The sequence below is a fragment of the Flavobacterium defluvii genome, assembly GCF_900129555.1.
GTDB lineage: Bacteria > Bacteroidota > Bacteroidia > Flavobacteriales > Flavobacteriaceae > Flavobacterium > Flavobacterium defluvii.
This window is the reverse complement of record NZ_FQWC01000004.1, coordinates 69179-85628: the sequence shown is the minus strand read 5'-3', so window position 1 is coordinate 85628 and position 16450 is coordinate 69179. Positions and strand designations below refer to the sequence as shown.

Below are 16450 nucleotides of genomic sequence, written 5' to 3'. Positions count from 1 at the left end.
TTATCTTTTGCTTTTAGAAGCCTTTTTTAAATCAGTTCCGCCAGGAAGCTGCATTTTGTCTGTAAGAACAGAAATTTCGTTTAAATCGAAGTTTCCTGTAAGAGATAATAAAACAGTTTCGTCATTTTTTGCACCGTCAACAAACATCAGTAGTTCTTTAATCTGCGTGTCAGAAGCTCCAGATTTTACCATTATTTTTACATTTTTACCGCTGTCGTTTACACGCATCAATTCCTCTAAACCTGCAGTTTTGATATATTTGTCTGCAGAAGCTTTCATGTCAGCTTCGATTTTAGGATTTTTAGTTGTAAACACTTTTAAATAATCTAATTTTTTGATAAGATTAATGTACTGCTGTGTTTCTTTATCAGAAGCATCAACTTTTACTTTGCTCATTAAATCGAACATTTTTTTGTTTACAATTACTGATGTTACATCGTCCTGACCGTCAAACTTGTCAAAAGCGCTTTGTGCATAAAAAGCTTGTGTAACGAATGCGAATACTAAAGTTATGATGAAATTTTTCATGTTTTTTAAATTTAATTTACTGTTTAAAAATTTTGTTTTTTGATTGTTCATATTCGTTAATGTACTGCACACTTTCTATACCTACATTAACATTGTTTGATAATAAGGCCAAAGCTTTTTGAGTTGCTTTTAAAGCTTCTTCCGGATCATCGTAGGTTCCTAGTTCTGACTGCGCTACAGGCTGAGCTGCATTCTTTTCGCTTACAAATAAATAGGTTCCAACTCCTAGCAAAACAACAACTGATGCAGCAATCGATAGCCACGCTACGTTTCGTTTCTTAGTTTTTAGTGGTATCTCCTGCGTCGATTTTTGTTGTTTTACCTGAGAGAAATAACCAAAAATTGGTTTATACTGCTCCAAATGCTGCGCAACATCTGATGAAGAAAAATATTCTTTTAATTGATTTTCTTCAGCAATAGTAGTTTCTCCCTGAAAGTATTTTTCTAATATATTTTCTATTTTATCTAATTCCATAACTGTGTGCATTTACCATTGATTCTCTTATTTTTTTTCTTGCTCTCGAAAGCGCCACCCGAATTGCCGTTTCATTCATATTTACAATTTTGGCAATTTCTTCAAATTCATATTGTTCAACATCCCGAAGCTGAATTAATACTTGTAATTGTTCCGGCAGCTGGTTTATAATTTTTTCAACCCATTCTAAACTGTCAGCATCCTCAAGTTTTCGGTCTAACTGCGGCTCGCGATCGGTGAAATTATTGTGAACAATCTGCAGGTTTCCGGCTCTTTTCGATTTTAACTGATCCAGACAATAATTTTTTGTCATCGTCATTGCCAGCGCTTCTACATTATTATAATCGTTAAGATTCTCTTTTTTGTTCCATAATTTTACCATTACTTCCTGAGTCGCATCTTCGGCTTCCTCGGTACTGGTAAGCAATCGTTTTGCCAGACGAAAAACTTTGTCTTTGAAAGGATTTACTAATTCTATAAACACATTTTGGTTCATAAATTAAAAGGTTATTCGTTAGCTTATATAGTCAAGACGAGTCACAATTATTTTTGTTACAGTAATAATGTAAAATTTTTTTAGATAAAAAGAACACTACTTAAAACTAAAGGTAGTATTTTTACGTTAATAGAATACCACTATACCGAAACCTAATTTCTATGAAACCAATTTTAAAATCGATACTGTTTTTATTTGTATTGACCTTTGTCCTGCAATCTTGCGAGGATGAGGACGATGTAAGGACTCCTGCGAAATTGCAAGTGAATGATTTTATCTGGAAAGGCCTAAATGAAGTTTATTTATGGCAGGCCGATGTTCCTAATTTAGCCGATGATCGTTTTAGTTCTCAGGATGCATTAAATTCTTTTTTATCGGGATATTCAAAACCTGAAGATTTATTTCAGGATTTATTAAATAAACCGGTAAGTAAATATCCAAGTAACGCTATTGACCGTTTTAGCTGGATGGTTGACGATTATACAGTTTTGGAACAGGAACTTAACGGGATTACAAAAAATAACGGAGTAGATTTTAAATTGACAAGAGTTGCCGAAGGATCAAATGATTTAGTAGGTTACGTTCGTTATATTATTCCAAATTCTGATGCTTCAGGTAAAGCTATCAAACGCGGTGATTTGTTTACAGCCGTAAACGGAACGAAACTTACAGTTTCAAATTATCAATCGTTATTATTAGGACCTGATACTTACACGTTAAATTTTGCTGATTATAACGGTTCTTCATTTGTTTTAAATGGAAAATCGGTGGCTTTAACGAAAACAACACTGGAAGAAAATCCAATTTTAATTAATAAAGTCATTAATTCTGGCAGTCATAAAATTGGTTATTTAATGTATAACGGTTTTTATGGCGATTACGATGTTAAACTAAATGAGGCTTTTGGAGAATTAAAAGCACAGGGTGTTACTGATTTTATTTTAGATTTAAGATATAACGGAGGAGGTTCTGTACGTTCCTCTACACGTTTAGCAAGTATGATTACCGGACAGTTTAAAGGAGAAATATTTTCTAAAAGACAATATAACTTTAAACAAATGGCGGGTATGACATCAGACGACTTAGAACTTTTGAATGAAAGATTTGTTAGTAATTTTGACGGAAACAATGTAAATAGCTTAAATCTTGCTACAGTTTATATTATAACGACTTCTAATACTGCATCGGCAAGTGAATTGGTTATAAACGGATTAAAGCCTTATATTAATGTAATTCAGATTGGTGAAACTACGATTGGTAAAAATGTAGGTTCATTTACGGTTTATGATTCGCCAACTTTTACAAAATCAAACGTAAACCCAAACCACAAATATGCGATGCAGCCTTTAGTATTTAAAATTTCTAATGCGGCAGATTTTGGAGATTATACACAAGGTTTAGTTCCAACTTATGTTCAGTATGAATATGTTAGCAGTTTTGGAGTTTTAGGAGACCCATCAGAACCATTATTAAATTTGGCAATATCAAAAATTACGGGTGCTGCAGCTAAGAAAATTCAAAACGATCATACAGCTGTATTACCATATATAAGCGACTCTAAAAAAATTAACGGATTACGAAACGAAATGTATTTAGAAAATCCTCCAAAAGAGTTTTTAAGAACATTAAGATAAATAAAAAAAAGGCTTTCAGAAATGAAAGCCTTTTTTACCAAAAACAATAAACTAATTCTAATATGTAAAAATTAATCGTTAAAGTAAAAACCGTTTGGACCCACTCCAACAGTTAATTCTTTTTGTAAACTTCCGGTTAAAGAATAAATGTATGCTTTACTGTCAGCTTTAAAATCACCGCTGTCAGCTAAATAAATATGATTGTTGTTAACAGCAAATCCGTATAAATAACCCAAATTAGCTGTTAAAATTGGAGTTGTAGAAGCTTCAGTCGCGCTGGCAGCTATAGAGTAAACAGAATTTCCTGCTGTATAATAAATTTTATTTTGATATATATCTAAAAATCCGGCTCCGTCTAATGATTCCGGAAAAGTAATTCTAGAAACAGATTTATCAGATAATTTTACTTTTACAATTTCGCTTCTGTCTCCGTAAGGACCTCTTAAAATATATAAAGTTCCGTTTTCTTCTTCGATAGTATCTGCACTTGAGCCAATCGTTACAGGAGTTTCTAACGCTTTTGCAGCAATATTTACTACTAATAATTTATCGCTGTTGTAAGGTTCAGTAATATATAATTTACCGTTTTCTTCAACAATTCTGTTAGCAGTTGCATTTAAATTAATTTTTGACTCATAAGTATTTGTAGCCAAATTAATCACAGCGATATAATCATCTGTATTTCCGTTTGGATTGTTTGCAGAATAGTAAGTATTAGCATTTGTTACATACGCTTTACCATCTTTTACAACACCATATCTTGGGTTTGCTAGTCCGCTGTCGATTTTAGCGATTAACTTAAAAGTGTATCTGTTTACAACATTGATAACATTTGAACCTCCTGCTATAATATAAGCTTTATCTCCGTCAAAAAAGATGTTTTGAGCATATTTTCCAAGTAAATCTGTTCCATTTGCTGCAGTGTACGCATCTTTTGTAAAAGCACTAAAATCATCACTCGAAAAAGATACACTTCCTTGCCCGGCGCTTCCTTCATTTAAAATAAAGAATCCATTTTCATATTGTCCTTTTGAATCATTATCGTCATCATTCGAACAAGAAACGAACAACGAAACGCTAAGCGCTATTAAAAGTAATTTACTAAGTTTCATAAATATTAAAATTTTAGAGTTAAATACATATTAAAGTTTCGACCCGGCATTGGTCTGTCTTCCAGACTTTCATAATCTTCATTGAAGAGATTTAAAACCTGAAAACCAAGTTTAAAAGAGTCTAAGAATTTAAAATCATAATCGATCCCCACGTTTGAAACCGTATAATCATTTATAATTTCGTCCGGATTATTGTCGGCTCTTGTGTAAACAAAACCGTTATATAAAAATTGATAATAAGCTGAAATTCTGTTTCGGGAATAAGCCGCAGAAGCTGTTACTTTATTAAAAGGGACAAAAAACAATTGTTTTTTGGTTTCCTGATCTTCAGATATTGTGTAAGCATACGATGCATTTGCACTTACATTATTTTTACCGAATTGCTTTTTCCAGTTCAATAAAGTTTCGGCACCATAGCTATTAACATTGTCTTTGTTTATTGGACTCCAAATGCCATTTTTGCCCGGAACCCATTGCAGTAAATCTTTGATTTTCATGTAATAGAAATTCTGCGTAAGCGAAATATTTTTGAAAGTAAAAACATTGCCAATTTCTGCCTGATAGGAGCTTTCAGGTTTTAAATCAGGATTTCCGCCTTCTTCCCAATACAAATCATTATAAGTTGGAATTCTGTAGTTTCGGGATAAATTAAGTTTGAAATTATACAATTTACTAAACTGATACGAAGATCCTAAAGAGAATAAAACAGGAGATTTATAATTATCAGTAAACTCTTTTCTGATGCCAAGTTCGTTTTTCCATTCCGTAGAAAAATCTTGTTTTACCAATATTCCGGCAGAACTGATTTCACGAACATTATTCCCAAAACTGGTTCCGTAACCTTTCGTTCGGTTATAATCTAAAATTCCGTTTACCTGAGTTGATTTAAATAAAGTATAGCCTAAATCAAGTTTTGTAATTAAGCTTTCTGTTTTTCCGTAAGAATAGAAATTAGTTGAATTATCAGCAAAATATTGATAGTTTTCAAAAATGTAAGCGGTTTTAAAATTGGTTTTGAACTTTCCAAAATCGCCGTCATATTCCATCAAATTTCGGTTGAAACCATTTATGTATTTGCTTTTTGTTTCTGTTTCGACAACAAGAGAAGTATTTCTGTCTGTATTTGAAAATTGGCTATATAGCTTTAATGTATTTTTTGAATCAATTTTATAACCCGCATTTGCACTCATCGTTATAATATCATATTGACCATTTTGGTTCCAGCGCTGTTCTCCACGCCAGGTGTAACGATTTAAATATTTATAATCGTTTGTCGAACTGTTTTTAGAAAAACCAATTTGAGCGCTCCATTTTTCGTTAGAAATATTGGTTTTATAATTAAGTCCAATAGTGTTGAAACTTCCGTAATCGAATTTTAAAGTATTTTCAAAGCGATTATAAAATGCTAAATCGTTATTTAAATGTACAGTTCCGCCAATAGCACCGCTTCCATAAATAACACTTCCGCCGCCGGCTTTTATGCTGACAGAATTATAATCAGAACCAGAAATGGTGTTGAAGTCAGTGCTTCCGTTCATCTGCGAATTAATATTAATTCCGTTCCAGATTACGGCTGTCTGCGAAGAAGTTGTTCCGCGAAAAGAAACCGTAGAAAGCATTCCGCGGCCATATTCTTTAAAATAAATAGTAGAATTAAAATTGAGAAGATCCGTTAATAAAGCTTCATTTTTGCTGATAATCGAATCGCTGAGTTTTAAAACCGACTGCGAGTTAGAATATTTTTTAAGATTTGCATCAGAAACTAGAACTTCTTTTAGTTTAATAGAATCGCTCTGCGCCCAGATGAACTGGCACAACATAACAAGTAAAAAAGCAAAACGTATTCTTAAAGTCATAATTTCTACACTCTTTTTCCCGAGAGCTCGATATTTGTTACAAAGGCAGGTCTCCTGGCTCGCGTCTTGTTGTTTACCTTCCCATTACGCACGGCGTGACAGTGGTTTTGCAGTTACAACAAGCATTCTTTTCTAGAACTAAGCTTACAGTTGCGGGTACAGCTCAAGATTTTACTTGATTCCCTTTTAATGTGTTTTCGAAATAAAAACACAACCTTAATTTGCTGCAAAGATAAAGTTAAAAATATTCATTATTCAAATTTGTTTTACTTTTTCGATAAAATTATAAACAAAACTCAATTAAAATCAGATTTTTACGACTTGTCCGAAGTCAACTTTATTTTGAAAAGCTTCTTTCAGAGGCAGTGAAGTATGATGACATAAAATACTTCTGATAACACCGGCATGTGCTACAATTATGATGGGTTTTTGAGGTTTCTGCGAAATTAGATCAGATAAAAAACTTTTAACTCTTTTATGTAAATCAATAAAAGATTCTCCATTTGAAACCTGAATATTGACAAAATCTTCCATCCACGGATTTAATTGTTCAGGCGGAATTTCATTCCAGTTTTTTAATTCCCAATCACCAAAATTCATTTCTTTTAAACGATCGTCTTCCTGATAAGAAATCGTTTTTATATTTTTTTTAATATGTTTTGCTAAAATAGAACAACGCTTTAACGGACTCGAAAAAATAATAGCTTCTGACGGTAATTCTGAAATAATCCTGTCAAAAATTTCATCAAAAGGTTCTGCAATATTCACATCAGACTGACCGTAACAAATTCCTTTTTCACAAATCGTTTCGGTGTGGCGAACTAAATAAATTTCCATATGAAAAGAATACTCAAATAATAAATAACTTCACAAACCTGCTGTGTCGCACCAAGGCAGTCTCCGGTATAACCACCAATCCATTTTTGAAAATATCTCGCCAGAAAATATCTCGTTATAAAGACCGGAATCAAAGCCAAAAGAATTTTATAATTGAAATAGGAGAGTGCAAGCAAAGGAATTAATCCGAAGAAAAAGGAACCAAAAACTTCTTTCCAGCCATGATTTTTAGCAATTGGTTTGCTTTTGCTCGAAGCGTCATCACGTGAATATTCATGTGTGAAAATAATGCTGATCGCAGCCAAACGGCTTAAGGAATGTGCCGAAATAAATAAGAGAAAAACCAGTAAAATGTTATTTGTAAAAATTGAAATAGATTCTGAAAGTAATTTGAATTTTGAAAGAAAAAGCAAAACTAACCCTATGGCTCCATAAGCTCCAATGGCACTGTCTTTCATAATCATCAGGATTTTTTCTTTGGTCCAGCCGCCCCCAAATCCGTCGCAGACATCGGCAAAACCATCTTCATGAAATGCTCCGGTTGTTAGAACAGAAATAATAATGGCAAAAATTACTGCCGTTTCTGTAGAAAGAAAAAGAGAAAAAAAGTAAAATGCCAGAAATGAAATTGATCCAACAATCCAGCCAATAAAAGGAAAATATCTGGTTGCTTTGTTTAAATAATCGGGATCATGATTGATGTTTTTTGGACATGGAATTCTGGTGTAAAACATTAAACAGGTAAAAAAAATGTGTAATTCTTTTTTCATTTAGATTGTGGTATTTGGCTAAAGCCCTTTTGTGTCATGCATATTTATTCCAACATCTAAAGATGTTGGCAATTGATTTTGGATTTATTTTTTATTGATTTCTATAGATATTTGGTTCTCCTTAAAATGAAAAAATATTCAAAAAAATAAACTAATCTATAAATTTAATTGCCTCCGGATTTATCTGCATACTTAAAAAAAAATATTATAAATGACTTAGCTAATTAATAAATAATTAATTGCCTCCAGATTTATCTGGAGGTATCAAAATGTCATATGTGAAAGGCTTTAGCCAAATTATATCAATATATTTTGAATCCAAATTTGGTTATAAATTCATTATATTCTTCTTGAAATGTTTTCTTTTTATGATGCTCTTCCTGATTTTTAATATAATCTCTTACTTTATCAACAATAGATTCTGAAACTGAAACTGCAAAATATTCATCCTGCCATTCAAACTTTTTATTTGTCAATTGATTTTTGTTAATCCAATAAGAAGATTCGCCTTTTAATAATTGTATTGTTTTTTGAATTGTCTGATTATTTCTTAGCGAAATCAAGCAATGGCAATGATCAGAATATCCACTAATATAATCAAGATATATTTCTTTTTTTAAAGCATTTTCTTTTATGTGATACCAAACTTTTTGGCGTAAATCAATTGAATTTAAAAATGGAAATCTGTTTTTAGTACTCCAAACACAATGAATGTAAACTTTAGTAAAAGGCATATATAATTTTTAAAATAATTACAATTTATAATTCAAAGTTATTAATTGTAAATAAAATTTGAAAACTATTTCCTACTAACTCCAGCACTTTCAAAACTAGCCATTTCATTCAAAAAAGCCTCAGCTGATTTTAAAACAGGAAATGCAACTGAACATCCGGTTCCTTCGCCAAGGCGCAAATCTAAATTTAAAATTGGTTTTGCATCAAGATAATTTAATAATTTTTGATGTGCTTTTTCAGCAGAACAATGACAGAAAACAGCGTTTTTTTTTATATCAGGATTTATTTTAAAAGCAATTAAATAAGCAACAGTGCAGATAAAACCATCAACAAGAATCAGCATTTTGTTTTCAAAAGCTGTTAACATTCCGCTGGCCATTTGAATAATTTCAAAACCCCCAAAATAAGCGATTTGCTGTTTTAATTCGGCTTGACCGGAATAATTTTTTAAAGCTTTTTTGAGAATATTTTGCTTATTCAGGAGTTTTTCGTCGTTAATTCCTGTTCCTTTTCCAACACATTCATCAATTGAAAATCCCGTTAAAAGACTCATTAAAACAGAAGCTGTTGAGGTATTTCCAATTCCCATTTCACCAAAACCAATGCAGTTAGAACCTTCTTTTACAATATTTTCTACGATAGATTTTCCTTTTTCAAAACATAGATTTAATTCGGTTTCGCTCATAGCGGGAAGGTGTAAATAAGATTGTGTTCCTTTTGCAATTTTAGCATTTATCAAATTTGCATTTGTTGGAAAATCATAATTCACCCCCGAATCTACAATCGATAATTCGATATTATTTTGTTTGCAGAAAACATTTATTGCCGCACCGCCTTCCATAAAATTATTGACCATTTGGCGCGTAACATCCTGAGGATAATCGCTAACACCATGATTGGCAATTCCGTGATCGGCAGCAAAAATTACAATATTAGGTTTTATGATTTTTGGGTTTAAAGTTTCAAAAACGGTTGCCATTTGAAAAGCCAGAGTTTCTAAAGTTCCCAAAGAACCCACGGGTTTTGTTTTAGAATCTATTTTTTCTTGTAAAAGGGAATTGAAATCAGTTTTGTTTTCGACTTTATTTGAAGAAGTAGAGTCAAAATTAGAAATATTGATTTTATGAATTTCTGTAATTTCTTTACAATCTGCAGTTTCAGATTTTTGTTTCCAGTGCAATTGCTGCAACATAGGTTGGTTGCCATAATTTGTAGCAGGTTTTCCAATGCAGAAATAGCCCAAAGGTTCAATATTTTCTGGTAAATCAAGAATTTTTTTAAATTGATAATAATTCAGAATCGAAACCCAGCCCATTCCGTAACCTTGTTCTGTCAGGGAAAGCCAGATATTCTGTGCCGCACAGACCGAGCTGAATTTTACAGCTTCGTTGCTGCCAATAGTTCCAATTGTAAACTGATTTAAAACGGAGCGATCATAAGCAATAATAAGTCCAATTGGCGCTTCTTCAATCGCTTCCAGTTTCAGAGATCTGTAAAGTTCTTTTTGCTCAGGATTATCAGTAAGTTCTTCGGCTTTTTTATTATAATCCAGAAATAAGTTTTTAATAGCACATTTAACCTCATTCGATTTGATGATATAATATCGCGTCGCATCGGTTAACCCAACAGAAGGCGCCCAATGTCCTGCCTGCAAAGCTTTTTGAATAACTTCATCAGGAACCTCATCGGTTGTAAAATGACGGGTATCACGACGTGATTTTAATATATCGTCTAAATGGCTCATAATTTTTTAATTTCAAAAATCGATATCAATGATAAAACTTCAATGACAATATCAAAGTTCAATATTGATTTTACTCTTTATGTAAAGATACTTCACGATATTGGAATTTAAAATTTAAAAGTTTAGAATTTGTTTTATTGATTTTTGATTTTGAAATTGTCAGCCTTTTATTTTAACTGGAATTCCGGAAACCATCAAAACAACTTCATCAGCATTTGATGCCAAAAACTGATTCATCCAGCCTTGTAGTTCTGTAAATTTTCTGCCAATTTCGGTTGAAGCGTGAACACCCATTCCGATTTCGTTGGTCACAATAATTAAAGTTGCATTTTCCTGATTGGCAATCAAAAGAAATTCTTTTTTTGCTTCTTCTAAACTTAATGAAACATCGTTTTTATGATCGACAAAAAAGTTAGTCAGCCAAAGTGTAACGCAGTCAATTAAAGCAACTTTCCCTGAAAAGTCAATTTCACTTAAATATTTTTCTTTTTCAATATTGGTCCAGCGTTGGTCTCTTTCTTTTTGATGACGATCAATTCGATTTTGAAAATCAGAATCCCATTTTCTGGCTGTTGCTACATAAATTGGTGAATCTGAAAGCTGTAATGCCAGATTTTGTGCATAACTGCTTTTTCCTGATCGCTCGCCGCCGGTTATTAGATAAATCATTTATAATTGTTAATGGTTAATTGTTAATGGTTAATGGTTAATGGTTAATTAATTTAGAAACTTTTTTTGTTTCTAAATGATTTTTGGAAGTTTTAAGAATACTGGTTATTAATTTCAAAATAGAAATAGCATCATTATTAATATTTTCGAATTCTTTTTCATTCAAATAATCCGTTGCTTTTAATAATTCTAACCAATAAATACTTTCATTAGCTTCTTTTTGGGCAATAGCAAATTTATGGATGAAATCGCTTTTGCTTTCAGCGTGTTCAGCTTCTCTAATCATGGCACCAATGCTTGTTCCAGATCTTAAAAGTTGTTTGGAAAGTATAAATTCTTTTTTTATCATTATTTAAATATTGATATAAGCGGACAATTCTGATTGCAAAATCAAAACTTTTATTTTTTATAACGTTGTTTTTCATAATTAACAACTAACAATTTATAATTAACAATTAGTAGGGGCAATGTCTACATTTGTTACCGCAGCAAGTTCCTCTTTTTAGATGAAACCAAGTTTTAAAAACCATGTTGCCATTTTCGATATAATAGTCGATTCCTTCTATCAATTTTTCTGTTTTGGGTAAAGATATGGCTTTATTTTTAAGGGCATTTTTAGGAGTAATTGTTTCAATATAAGCATCGATTTTATCTTCACAGGCTTCCTTGAAACAAACAGGACAAAGGCAGTCTCCTCCTTCAGAAAGGTTGAAAATTGGCGGGTAATCGTTACACCAGCATTTGTTTTCAACCGAAATATCGCCACAGCTGAATTCAGATTCACAGCTCGAGCAAACTTTTATTTTTGTGGTATTCATAAAACAAAGATACAAATTTGTTTAATTTTGTAAGAATAAAGGTAAACAAAAAAAATAGAAAATACTTTACCTTTGTTCCTTTCGAAAACGTAAAACATGAGACATTTATTCCCTAAAATGATTTTTATTTCTTCTTTTTTTATCATCTTCGGATGTAAGAAGAACGAAACGAGCGAAGTAGCTAAAATCGAACCAGCAAAAAATACCATCGAATACGCATCTGGACTTTCAATTGTGAAATATGATGATTATTCTGTTGTAACAGTTTCAAATCCATGGCCTAACGCAAATAAAGATTTCAAATATATCTTAAAGGAAAAAGAGGCAAAAGTTCCGGACAGCCTCCAGTCTTATACCACAATTCAGGTTCCTTTAGAGTCTGTTGTGGTGACTTCAACGACTAACATTCCGTTTTTAGAAATGCTTGAGGTAGAGAATAAGTTGGTTGGTTTTCCGCATACTGATTATATTTCTTCTGAAAAAACAAGAGCTTTAATTGATCAAGGTTCTGTGAAAAACGTTGGACAAAATGAAAAATTAAATATCGAACAATTAATAGAATTGTCGCCGGATTTGATTGTAACTTTTGGAGTTGACAACAATAACCCGATGCTGGATAATTTGAAAAAAAGCGGTTTGAATGTTTTAATTCAAGGCGATTGGATGGAGCAGTCTCCGCTTGGTAAAGCCGAATGGATAAAATTGTATGGTGCTTTATTTGGAAAAGAAGATAAAGCAAAAGAGCTTTTTGATAAAATTGTTGACAGTTATAAACAAGCGCAAAAATTAGTAGCTGATAAACCTTCTACGTCTAAAGTTTTATACGGTTCAATGTATGAAGATGTTTGGTATGTTGCAAAAGGAAACAGCTGGGTTGCACAATTTATGAAAGATGCCAAAGCCAATTATGTCTGGGCAGATTTAAAGGGAACCGGAAGTGAAGGATTGTCTTTTGAGAAAGTCTTAGATAAAGCAAAAGATGCTAATATCTGGATTGCTTCGGGCTCATTTAAAAGTTTGGATGAATTGCAAAAAGCAAATCCGCATTATGGAGAATTTGACGCTTTTAAAAATAAATATGTTTATAGTTTTGAAGGAAAACTAGGAGCTACGGGCGGAACAGTTTATTATGAATTAGCACCAAGCCGTCCGGATTTAGTTTTAAAAGATTATATCAAAATTTTTCATCCTGATTTACTTACGGGTTACGAATTTACTTTTGCATCAAAACTGAATTAAATTGGCAAATAAAAAACGAAATACCATTTTATTTGCTGTTTTAACTCTCGGTCTTTTGCTGATGTTTTTTGCGAGCATTAGTTTAGGATCGGTTATGATTCCGTTAAAAGATGTTTTTGCAAGTTTAACGGGAGGACATGCAGCAAAATCTACGTGGGAATATATCATCATAAATTATCGTTTACCAAAAGCGATTACAGCGGTTTTGGTTGGAACCGGACTTTCTATCAGCGGACTTTTGATGCAGACTTTATTTCGAAATCCGCTTGCCGGACCTTATGTTTTAGGATTGAGTTCCGGGGCAAGTCTTGGAGTTGCTTTTGTGATTTTGGGGGCTGGATTTCTGCCTTCGTTTTTGAGTGTAATTGCACTTTCGTCATACGGAATTGTAATAGCATCGACATTTGGAAGTACTTTAGTTTTATTATTGGTTTTAGTTGTTTCGCAAAGATTGCGCGATACAATGGCAATTTTAATTGTCGGATTAATGTTTGGAAGTTTTACAACTGCAATTGTGAGTGTTTTAACGTATTTCAGCACGGCAGAACAATTGCAGAAATTTACTTTTTGGTCAATGGGAAGTCTCGGAAATCTTTCGTGGTCAACAATTGGAATTTTGACAGTTTGTGTTGGAATCGGATTGCTTTTGAGCGCTAAAAGTATCAAACCTTTAAATGCTTTATTGTTAGGTGAAAACTACGCAAAAAGTATGGGGCTTAATTTTAAAAAAGCAAGACTGATTATCATATTTGCAACGAGTATTTTGTCTGGAGCAATTACTGCTTTTGCTGGCCCGATTGCTTTTGTTGGACTGGCGGTTCCGCATATTGCAAAGCTGACTTTTCAAACTAGTAATCATACTATTTTATTTTGGAGCACTTTGTTTTTTGGCTCAATTATAATGCTGTTTTGTGATATTGTTTCGCAAATGCCGGGATTCGATGTTACGCTTCCCATAAATGCCATAACGTCTATAATTGGTGCGCCGGTTGTAATCTGGCTTTTAGTACGAAAAAGAAATTTTCAGTAAATTATTTTGCCACAGATTTTACTGATTAAACGGATTTTCGCAGATTATTTTTAATCATTTTAATCCTTTTAATCTGTGGCAAAAAAAACTTAGCAACTTAGTATCTCAGAACCTTAGCAACTTTAAAAAAAATGATAAGTATCTTAAAAACAACAAATTTAAACATTGGATATAAATCCAAGAAAACGGTTGTGACTATTGCTGAGAATTTAAATTTAAATTTAAGTTCAGGAAAACTCATTTCTTTAATTGGAGCAAACGGAATTGGGAAATCGACTTTATTGCGAACCATTACAGGAATTCAGCATCCATTGGCGGGAAATGTTTATTTAAATGATAAAGAAATTTCGGCTTATCAACCTCTGGATTTAGCGCAGAATTTAAGTTTGGTTTTAACCGAAAAATTGCCGCCAAGTAATCTTTCTGTTTTTGAATTAGTAGCGCTTGGCCGTCAGCCGTATACAAACTGGGTTGGAACTTTAACCCAAACAGATATCGAAAAAGTTCAGCAAGCAATGCAGTTAACGCAAATTGAACATCTTTCAAACAAAAAACATTATCAAATAAGTGATGGACAATTGCAAAAAGTTTTAATAGCCAGAGCTTTGGCACAAGATACTCCACTTATAATTCTGGATGAACCAACCACGCATTTAGATTTACTTCATAAAGTTTCGCTATTTAAACTTCTAAAAAAGCTCACGCAGGAAACTCAAAAATGTATCTTGTTTTCAACTCACGACATCGATCTGGCAATACAATTAAGTGATGAAATGATTCTCATGACTCCGGAAAATGTTGTTCAGGATGAACCTTGTAATTTAATCTCAAACGGAAGTTTCACGGCTTTGTTTAAAGACGAACATATAATTTTTGATGCCGAAAAAGGAAAGTTTATTGTGACTTAAATTATACTATTTTCTCTTTTATATCTATTTCGTTGGATAGTAAGAACAATACTTAATTCATTTGCATCTGTACTTAATTCACTAAGATCAAATTTCATTATTTGCCCAGGTTCAATAATGTAATAAATAAAATAATATTTATCATTTTTACTATTTATATATTCTCGAATGGTTCTTTCATTTTCAATATTACTCCAGGGAATTAAAACATTATCTCTGTATTGAATTCCTTTAGAATTAATTCTAAATTGAATTTCATCAATTCTTTTTATTGATTTAATAAGTAGAATTATTTGGAAAATAAAAACACAGAATAGTATTAAAAAGATGATAAGCTGATTTTGAATATATAAATAAATGGAGCCTATGAGATCTCCCATTCCATAAGTTATTCGTTCTAGAATTTCTCTTCTTGTGTAATAAATCAGGAATTCTTTGGAGTAACTAAGATTATTTTCGTCAATAAGAGGTCTCATCTTACTTTTTTAACCCCATCTGTCTCTTAGCTTCACCAACCACAAACGCAACCGAATTTGCAATATTAAAAGACCGAATAAGCGGTGACATCGGAATCGTTAAATGATTTTCAAATCGAGCCATAAATTCTTTGCTTAAACCAACACTTTCTTTTCCAAAAACCAGCCAGTCACCATCCTGAAATTCATTTTCTAAATAGGATTTTTCAGAATGTGAACTCATTAAAAATACTCTTGAATGATCCGGAATTTGTGCAACCCATTCATCAACGTTTTGATATTCGGTAACATCAAGATGAACCCAATAATCCAACCCCGAACGTTTTAAGTTTTTATCATTAATCACAAACCCAAAAGGATGAATTAAGTGAAGTCGGCTTTCTGTACCTACGCATAATCTCCCAATATTTCCGGTATTATTTGGTATTTCTGGTTCTACAAGAACAACGTTTAGCATTTTTTTTGAGTTATGAATTGAATTATGAATTATGAATTTCTGAAATTACCTAATTATCAAATTGACTCATTTTCTAATTGAAAATCAGAAACCTCGCGGACTTCTCCGGCTTTTAGGTTCTGCAAATATACATTTCCTATTCGAACACGAACCAAGCGTAAAGTAGGAAAACCAACTGCAGCAGTCATTTTTCTAACCTGACGAAATTTTCCTTCTCTAACGGTAATCGATGCCCATGAAGTTGGTCCATGACGCTCGTCTCTGATTTTTTTGGCTCGTGCGCCAAAATCAGGAATTTCAGTTACCAGAAAAGCTTTGCAGTGCTTTGTTTTGTATTTGCCTCCATGAAGACCAATTTCTACTCCATTTTGCAATTGTTGTATCGCTTCGGGAGTAATTACGCCATCGACCTGTACATAATATTCTTTTTCAACTTTTTTACTTCTAACGAGTTCGCTCATATTTCCGTCAGTAGTAAGGAAAAGCAAACCTTCAGAATCTTCGTCAAGTCTTCCAATTGCCATTGTGCCTTCGGGAAAATCATGAAGTTCGCCCAAAAGCTTTTTCTTTCTTTTTAATTCATAAATAAATTGGCTTAAATAACCATAAGGTTTAAAAAGAATGAAATGTCTGTGCATGTTTTAATTTTTTGCAAAGATAACCTTT

At 32.5% G+C, this 16450-nt stretch carries 18 protein-coding genes, 1 pseudogene and 1 riboswitch; of the genes and pseudogenes, 4 read left to right on the top strand and 15 right to left on the bottom strand.

Annotated features, from left to right (window positions below; genetic code table 11):
* The 3 genes from BUC29_RS10775 to BUC29_RS10765 are packed head-to-tail and all read right to left on the bottom strand — an operon-like array spanning window position 1 to window position 1499.
* On the bottom strand, window positions 1–528 hold the full coding sequence (locus tag BUC29_RS10775) for a DUF4252 domain-containing protein (RefSeq protein ID WP_073416428.1): 528 nt from the start codon (window positions 526–528) through the stop codon (window positions 1–3).
* Window positions 529–544: 16 nt separating this feature from the next.
* Complete coding sequence (locus BUC29_RS10770; protein ID WP_073416427.1) at window positions 545–1003, bottom strand: hypothetical protein; 459 nt, start codon at window positions 1001–1003, stop codon at window positions 545–547.
* Window positions 990–1499: an RNA polymerase sigma factor gene (locus BUC29_RS10765; protein ID WP_073416157.1), complete on the bottom strand. Its 510-nt coding sequence runs from the start codon at window positions 1497–1499 to the stop codon at window positions 990–992. Before BUC29_RS10765 ends, BUC29_RS10770 begins: the two co-directional genes overlap by 14 nt.
* 161 nt (window positions 1500–1660) lie before the next feature.
* On the opposite strand from BUC29_RS10765, the gene BUC29_RS10760 reads away from it, so the two are divergent.
* Window positions 1661–3133, top strand: coding sequence for a S41 family peptidase (locus tag BUC29_RS10760; protein ID WP_073416155.1), 1473 nt, complete (start codon window positions 1661–1663; stop codon window positions 3131–3133).
* Between the two features lie 71 nt (window positions 3134–3204).
* Here the strand turns inward: BUC29_RS10760 and BUC29_RS10755 are convergent, their stop codons facing one another.
* From BUC29_RS10755 to BUC29_RS10715, 9 genes and pseudogenes are all read right to left on the bottom strand, one after another.
* Window positions 3205–4245 (bottom strand): YncE family protein, encoded by a 1041-nt coding sequence (locus BUC29_RS10755; RefSeq protein WP_073416153.1) that lies wholly within the window; start codon window positions 4243–4245, stop codon window positions 3205–3207.
* 5 nt (window positions 4246–4250) lie between these two features.
* Entirely contained in the window at window positions 4251–6101 is a 1851-nt protein-coding gene (locus BUC29_RS10750) for a TonB-dependent receptor plug domain-containing protein (protein WP_073416426.1), read from the bottom strand.
* Window positions 6102–6128: 27 nt separating this feature from the next.
* Window positions 6129–6335, bottom strand: a riboswitch (cobalamin riboswitch).
* Window positions 6336–6407: 72 nt separating this feature from the next.
* Window positions 6408–6938 (bottom strand): alpha-ribazole phosphatase, encoded by a 531-nt coding sequence (cobC, locus tag BUC29_RS10745; protein WP_073416151.1) that lies wholly within the window; start codon window positions 6936–6938, stop codon window positions 6408–6410.
* Window positions 6923–7708, bottom strand: coding sequence for an adenosylcobinamide-GDP ribazoletransferase (locus tag BUC29_RS10740; protein WP_073416149.1), 786 nt, complete (start codon window positions 7706–7708; stop codon window positions 6923–6925). The genes cobC and BUC29_RS10740 overlap by 16 nt, the downstream gene beginning before the upstream one ends.
* Before the next feature lie 302 nt (window positions 7709–8010).
* A complete protein-coding gene (gene tnpA, locus BUC29_RS10735; protein WP_073416147.1) occupies window positions 8011–8442 on the bottom strand; it encodes an IS200/IS605 family transposase in 432 nt (143 codons plus the stop codon).
* A 65-nt stretch (window positions 8443–8507) separates the two neighbouring features.
* Complete coding sequence (gene cobT, locus BUC29_RS10730; protein WP_073416145.1) at window positions 8508–10187, bottom strand: nicotinate-nucleotide--dimethylbenzimidazole phosphoribosyltransferase; 1680 nt, start codon at window positions 10185–10187, stop codon at window positions 8508–8510.
* Window positions 10188–10346: 159 nt separating this feature from the next.
* Entirely contained in the window at window positions 10347–10856 is a 510-nt protein-coding gene (gene cobU / locus BUC29_RS10725) for a bifunctional adenosylcobinamide kinase/adenosylcobinamide-phosphate guanylyltransferase (protein ID WP_073416143.1), read from the bottom strand.
* Between the two features lie 37 nt (window positions 10857–10893).
* Window positions 10894–11281: pseudogene (locus BUC29_RS10720) on the bottom strand (four helix bundle protein).
* A gap of 30 nt (window positions 11282–11311) precedes the next feature.
* A complete protein-coding gene (locus tag BUC29_RS10715; RefSeq protein ID WP_073416141.1) occupies window positions 11312–11674 on the bottom strand; it encodes a C1orf53 family protein in 363 nt (120 codons plus the stop codon).
* A 96-nt stretch (window positions 11675–11770) separates the two neighbouring features.
* Here BUC29_RS10715 and BUC29_RS10710 point away from each other — a divergent pair, with 96 nt between their 5' ends.
* The 3 genes from BUC29_RS10710 to BUC29_RS10700 all read left to right on the top strand — a co-directional run bounded on the left by BUC29_RS10710 (window position 11771) and on the right by BUC29_RS10700 (window position 14851).
* Entirely contained in the window at window positions 11771–12913 is a 1143-nt protein-coding gene (locus BUC29_RS10710) for an ABC transporter substrate-binding protein (protein ID WP_073416139.1), read from the top strand.
* Between the two features lies 1 nt (window position 12914).
* On the top strand, window positions 12915–13943 hold the full coding sequence (locus tag BUC29_RS10705; protein ID WP_139260482.1) for a FecCD family ABC transporter permease: 1029 nt from the start codon (window positions 12915–12917) through the stop codon (window positions 13941–13943).
* Between the two features lie 131 nt (window positions 13944–14074).
* On the top strand, window positions 14075–14851 hold the full coding sequence (locus BUC29_RS10700) for an ABC transporter ATP-binding protein (protein WP_073416138.1): 777 nt from the start codon (window positions 14075–14077) through the stop codon (window positions 14849–14851).
* Here BUC29_RS10700 and BUC29_RS10695 read toward each other — a convergent pair.
* From BUC29_RS10695 to BUC29_RS10685, 3 genes are read right to left on the bottom strand one after another with little or no spacing between them, the layout of a single operon-like run.
* A complete protein-coding gene (locus BUC29_RS10695; protein ID WP_073416136.1) occupies window positions 14848–15327 on the bottom strand; it encodes a hypothetical protein in 480 nt (159 codons plus the stop codon). The two genes, BUC29_RS10700 and BUC29_RS10695, sit on opposite strands and share 4 nt — an antisense overlap.
* A gap of 1 nt (window position 15328) precedes the next feature.
* Window positions 15329–15784, bottom strand: coding sequence for a tRNA (cytidine(34)-2'-O)-methyltransferase (locus tag BUC29_RS10690; protein ID WP_073416134.1), 456 nt, complete (start codon window positions 15782–15784; stop codon window positions 15329–15331).
* A 56-nt stretch (window positions 15785–15840) separates the two neighbouring features.
* Window positions 15841–16422, bottom strand: a complete 582-nt coding sequence (locus BUC29_RS10685; RefSeq protein ID WP_073416132.1) for a pseudouridine synthase — start codon at window positions 16420–16422, stop codon at window positions 15841–15843.
* Between the last annotated feature and the right edge of the window lie 28 nt (window positions 16423–16450).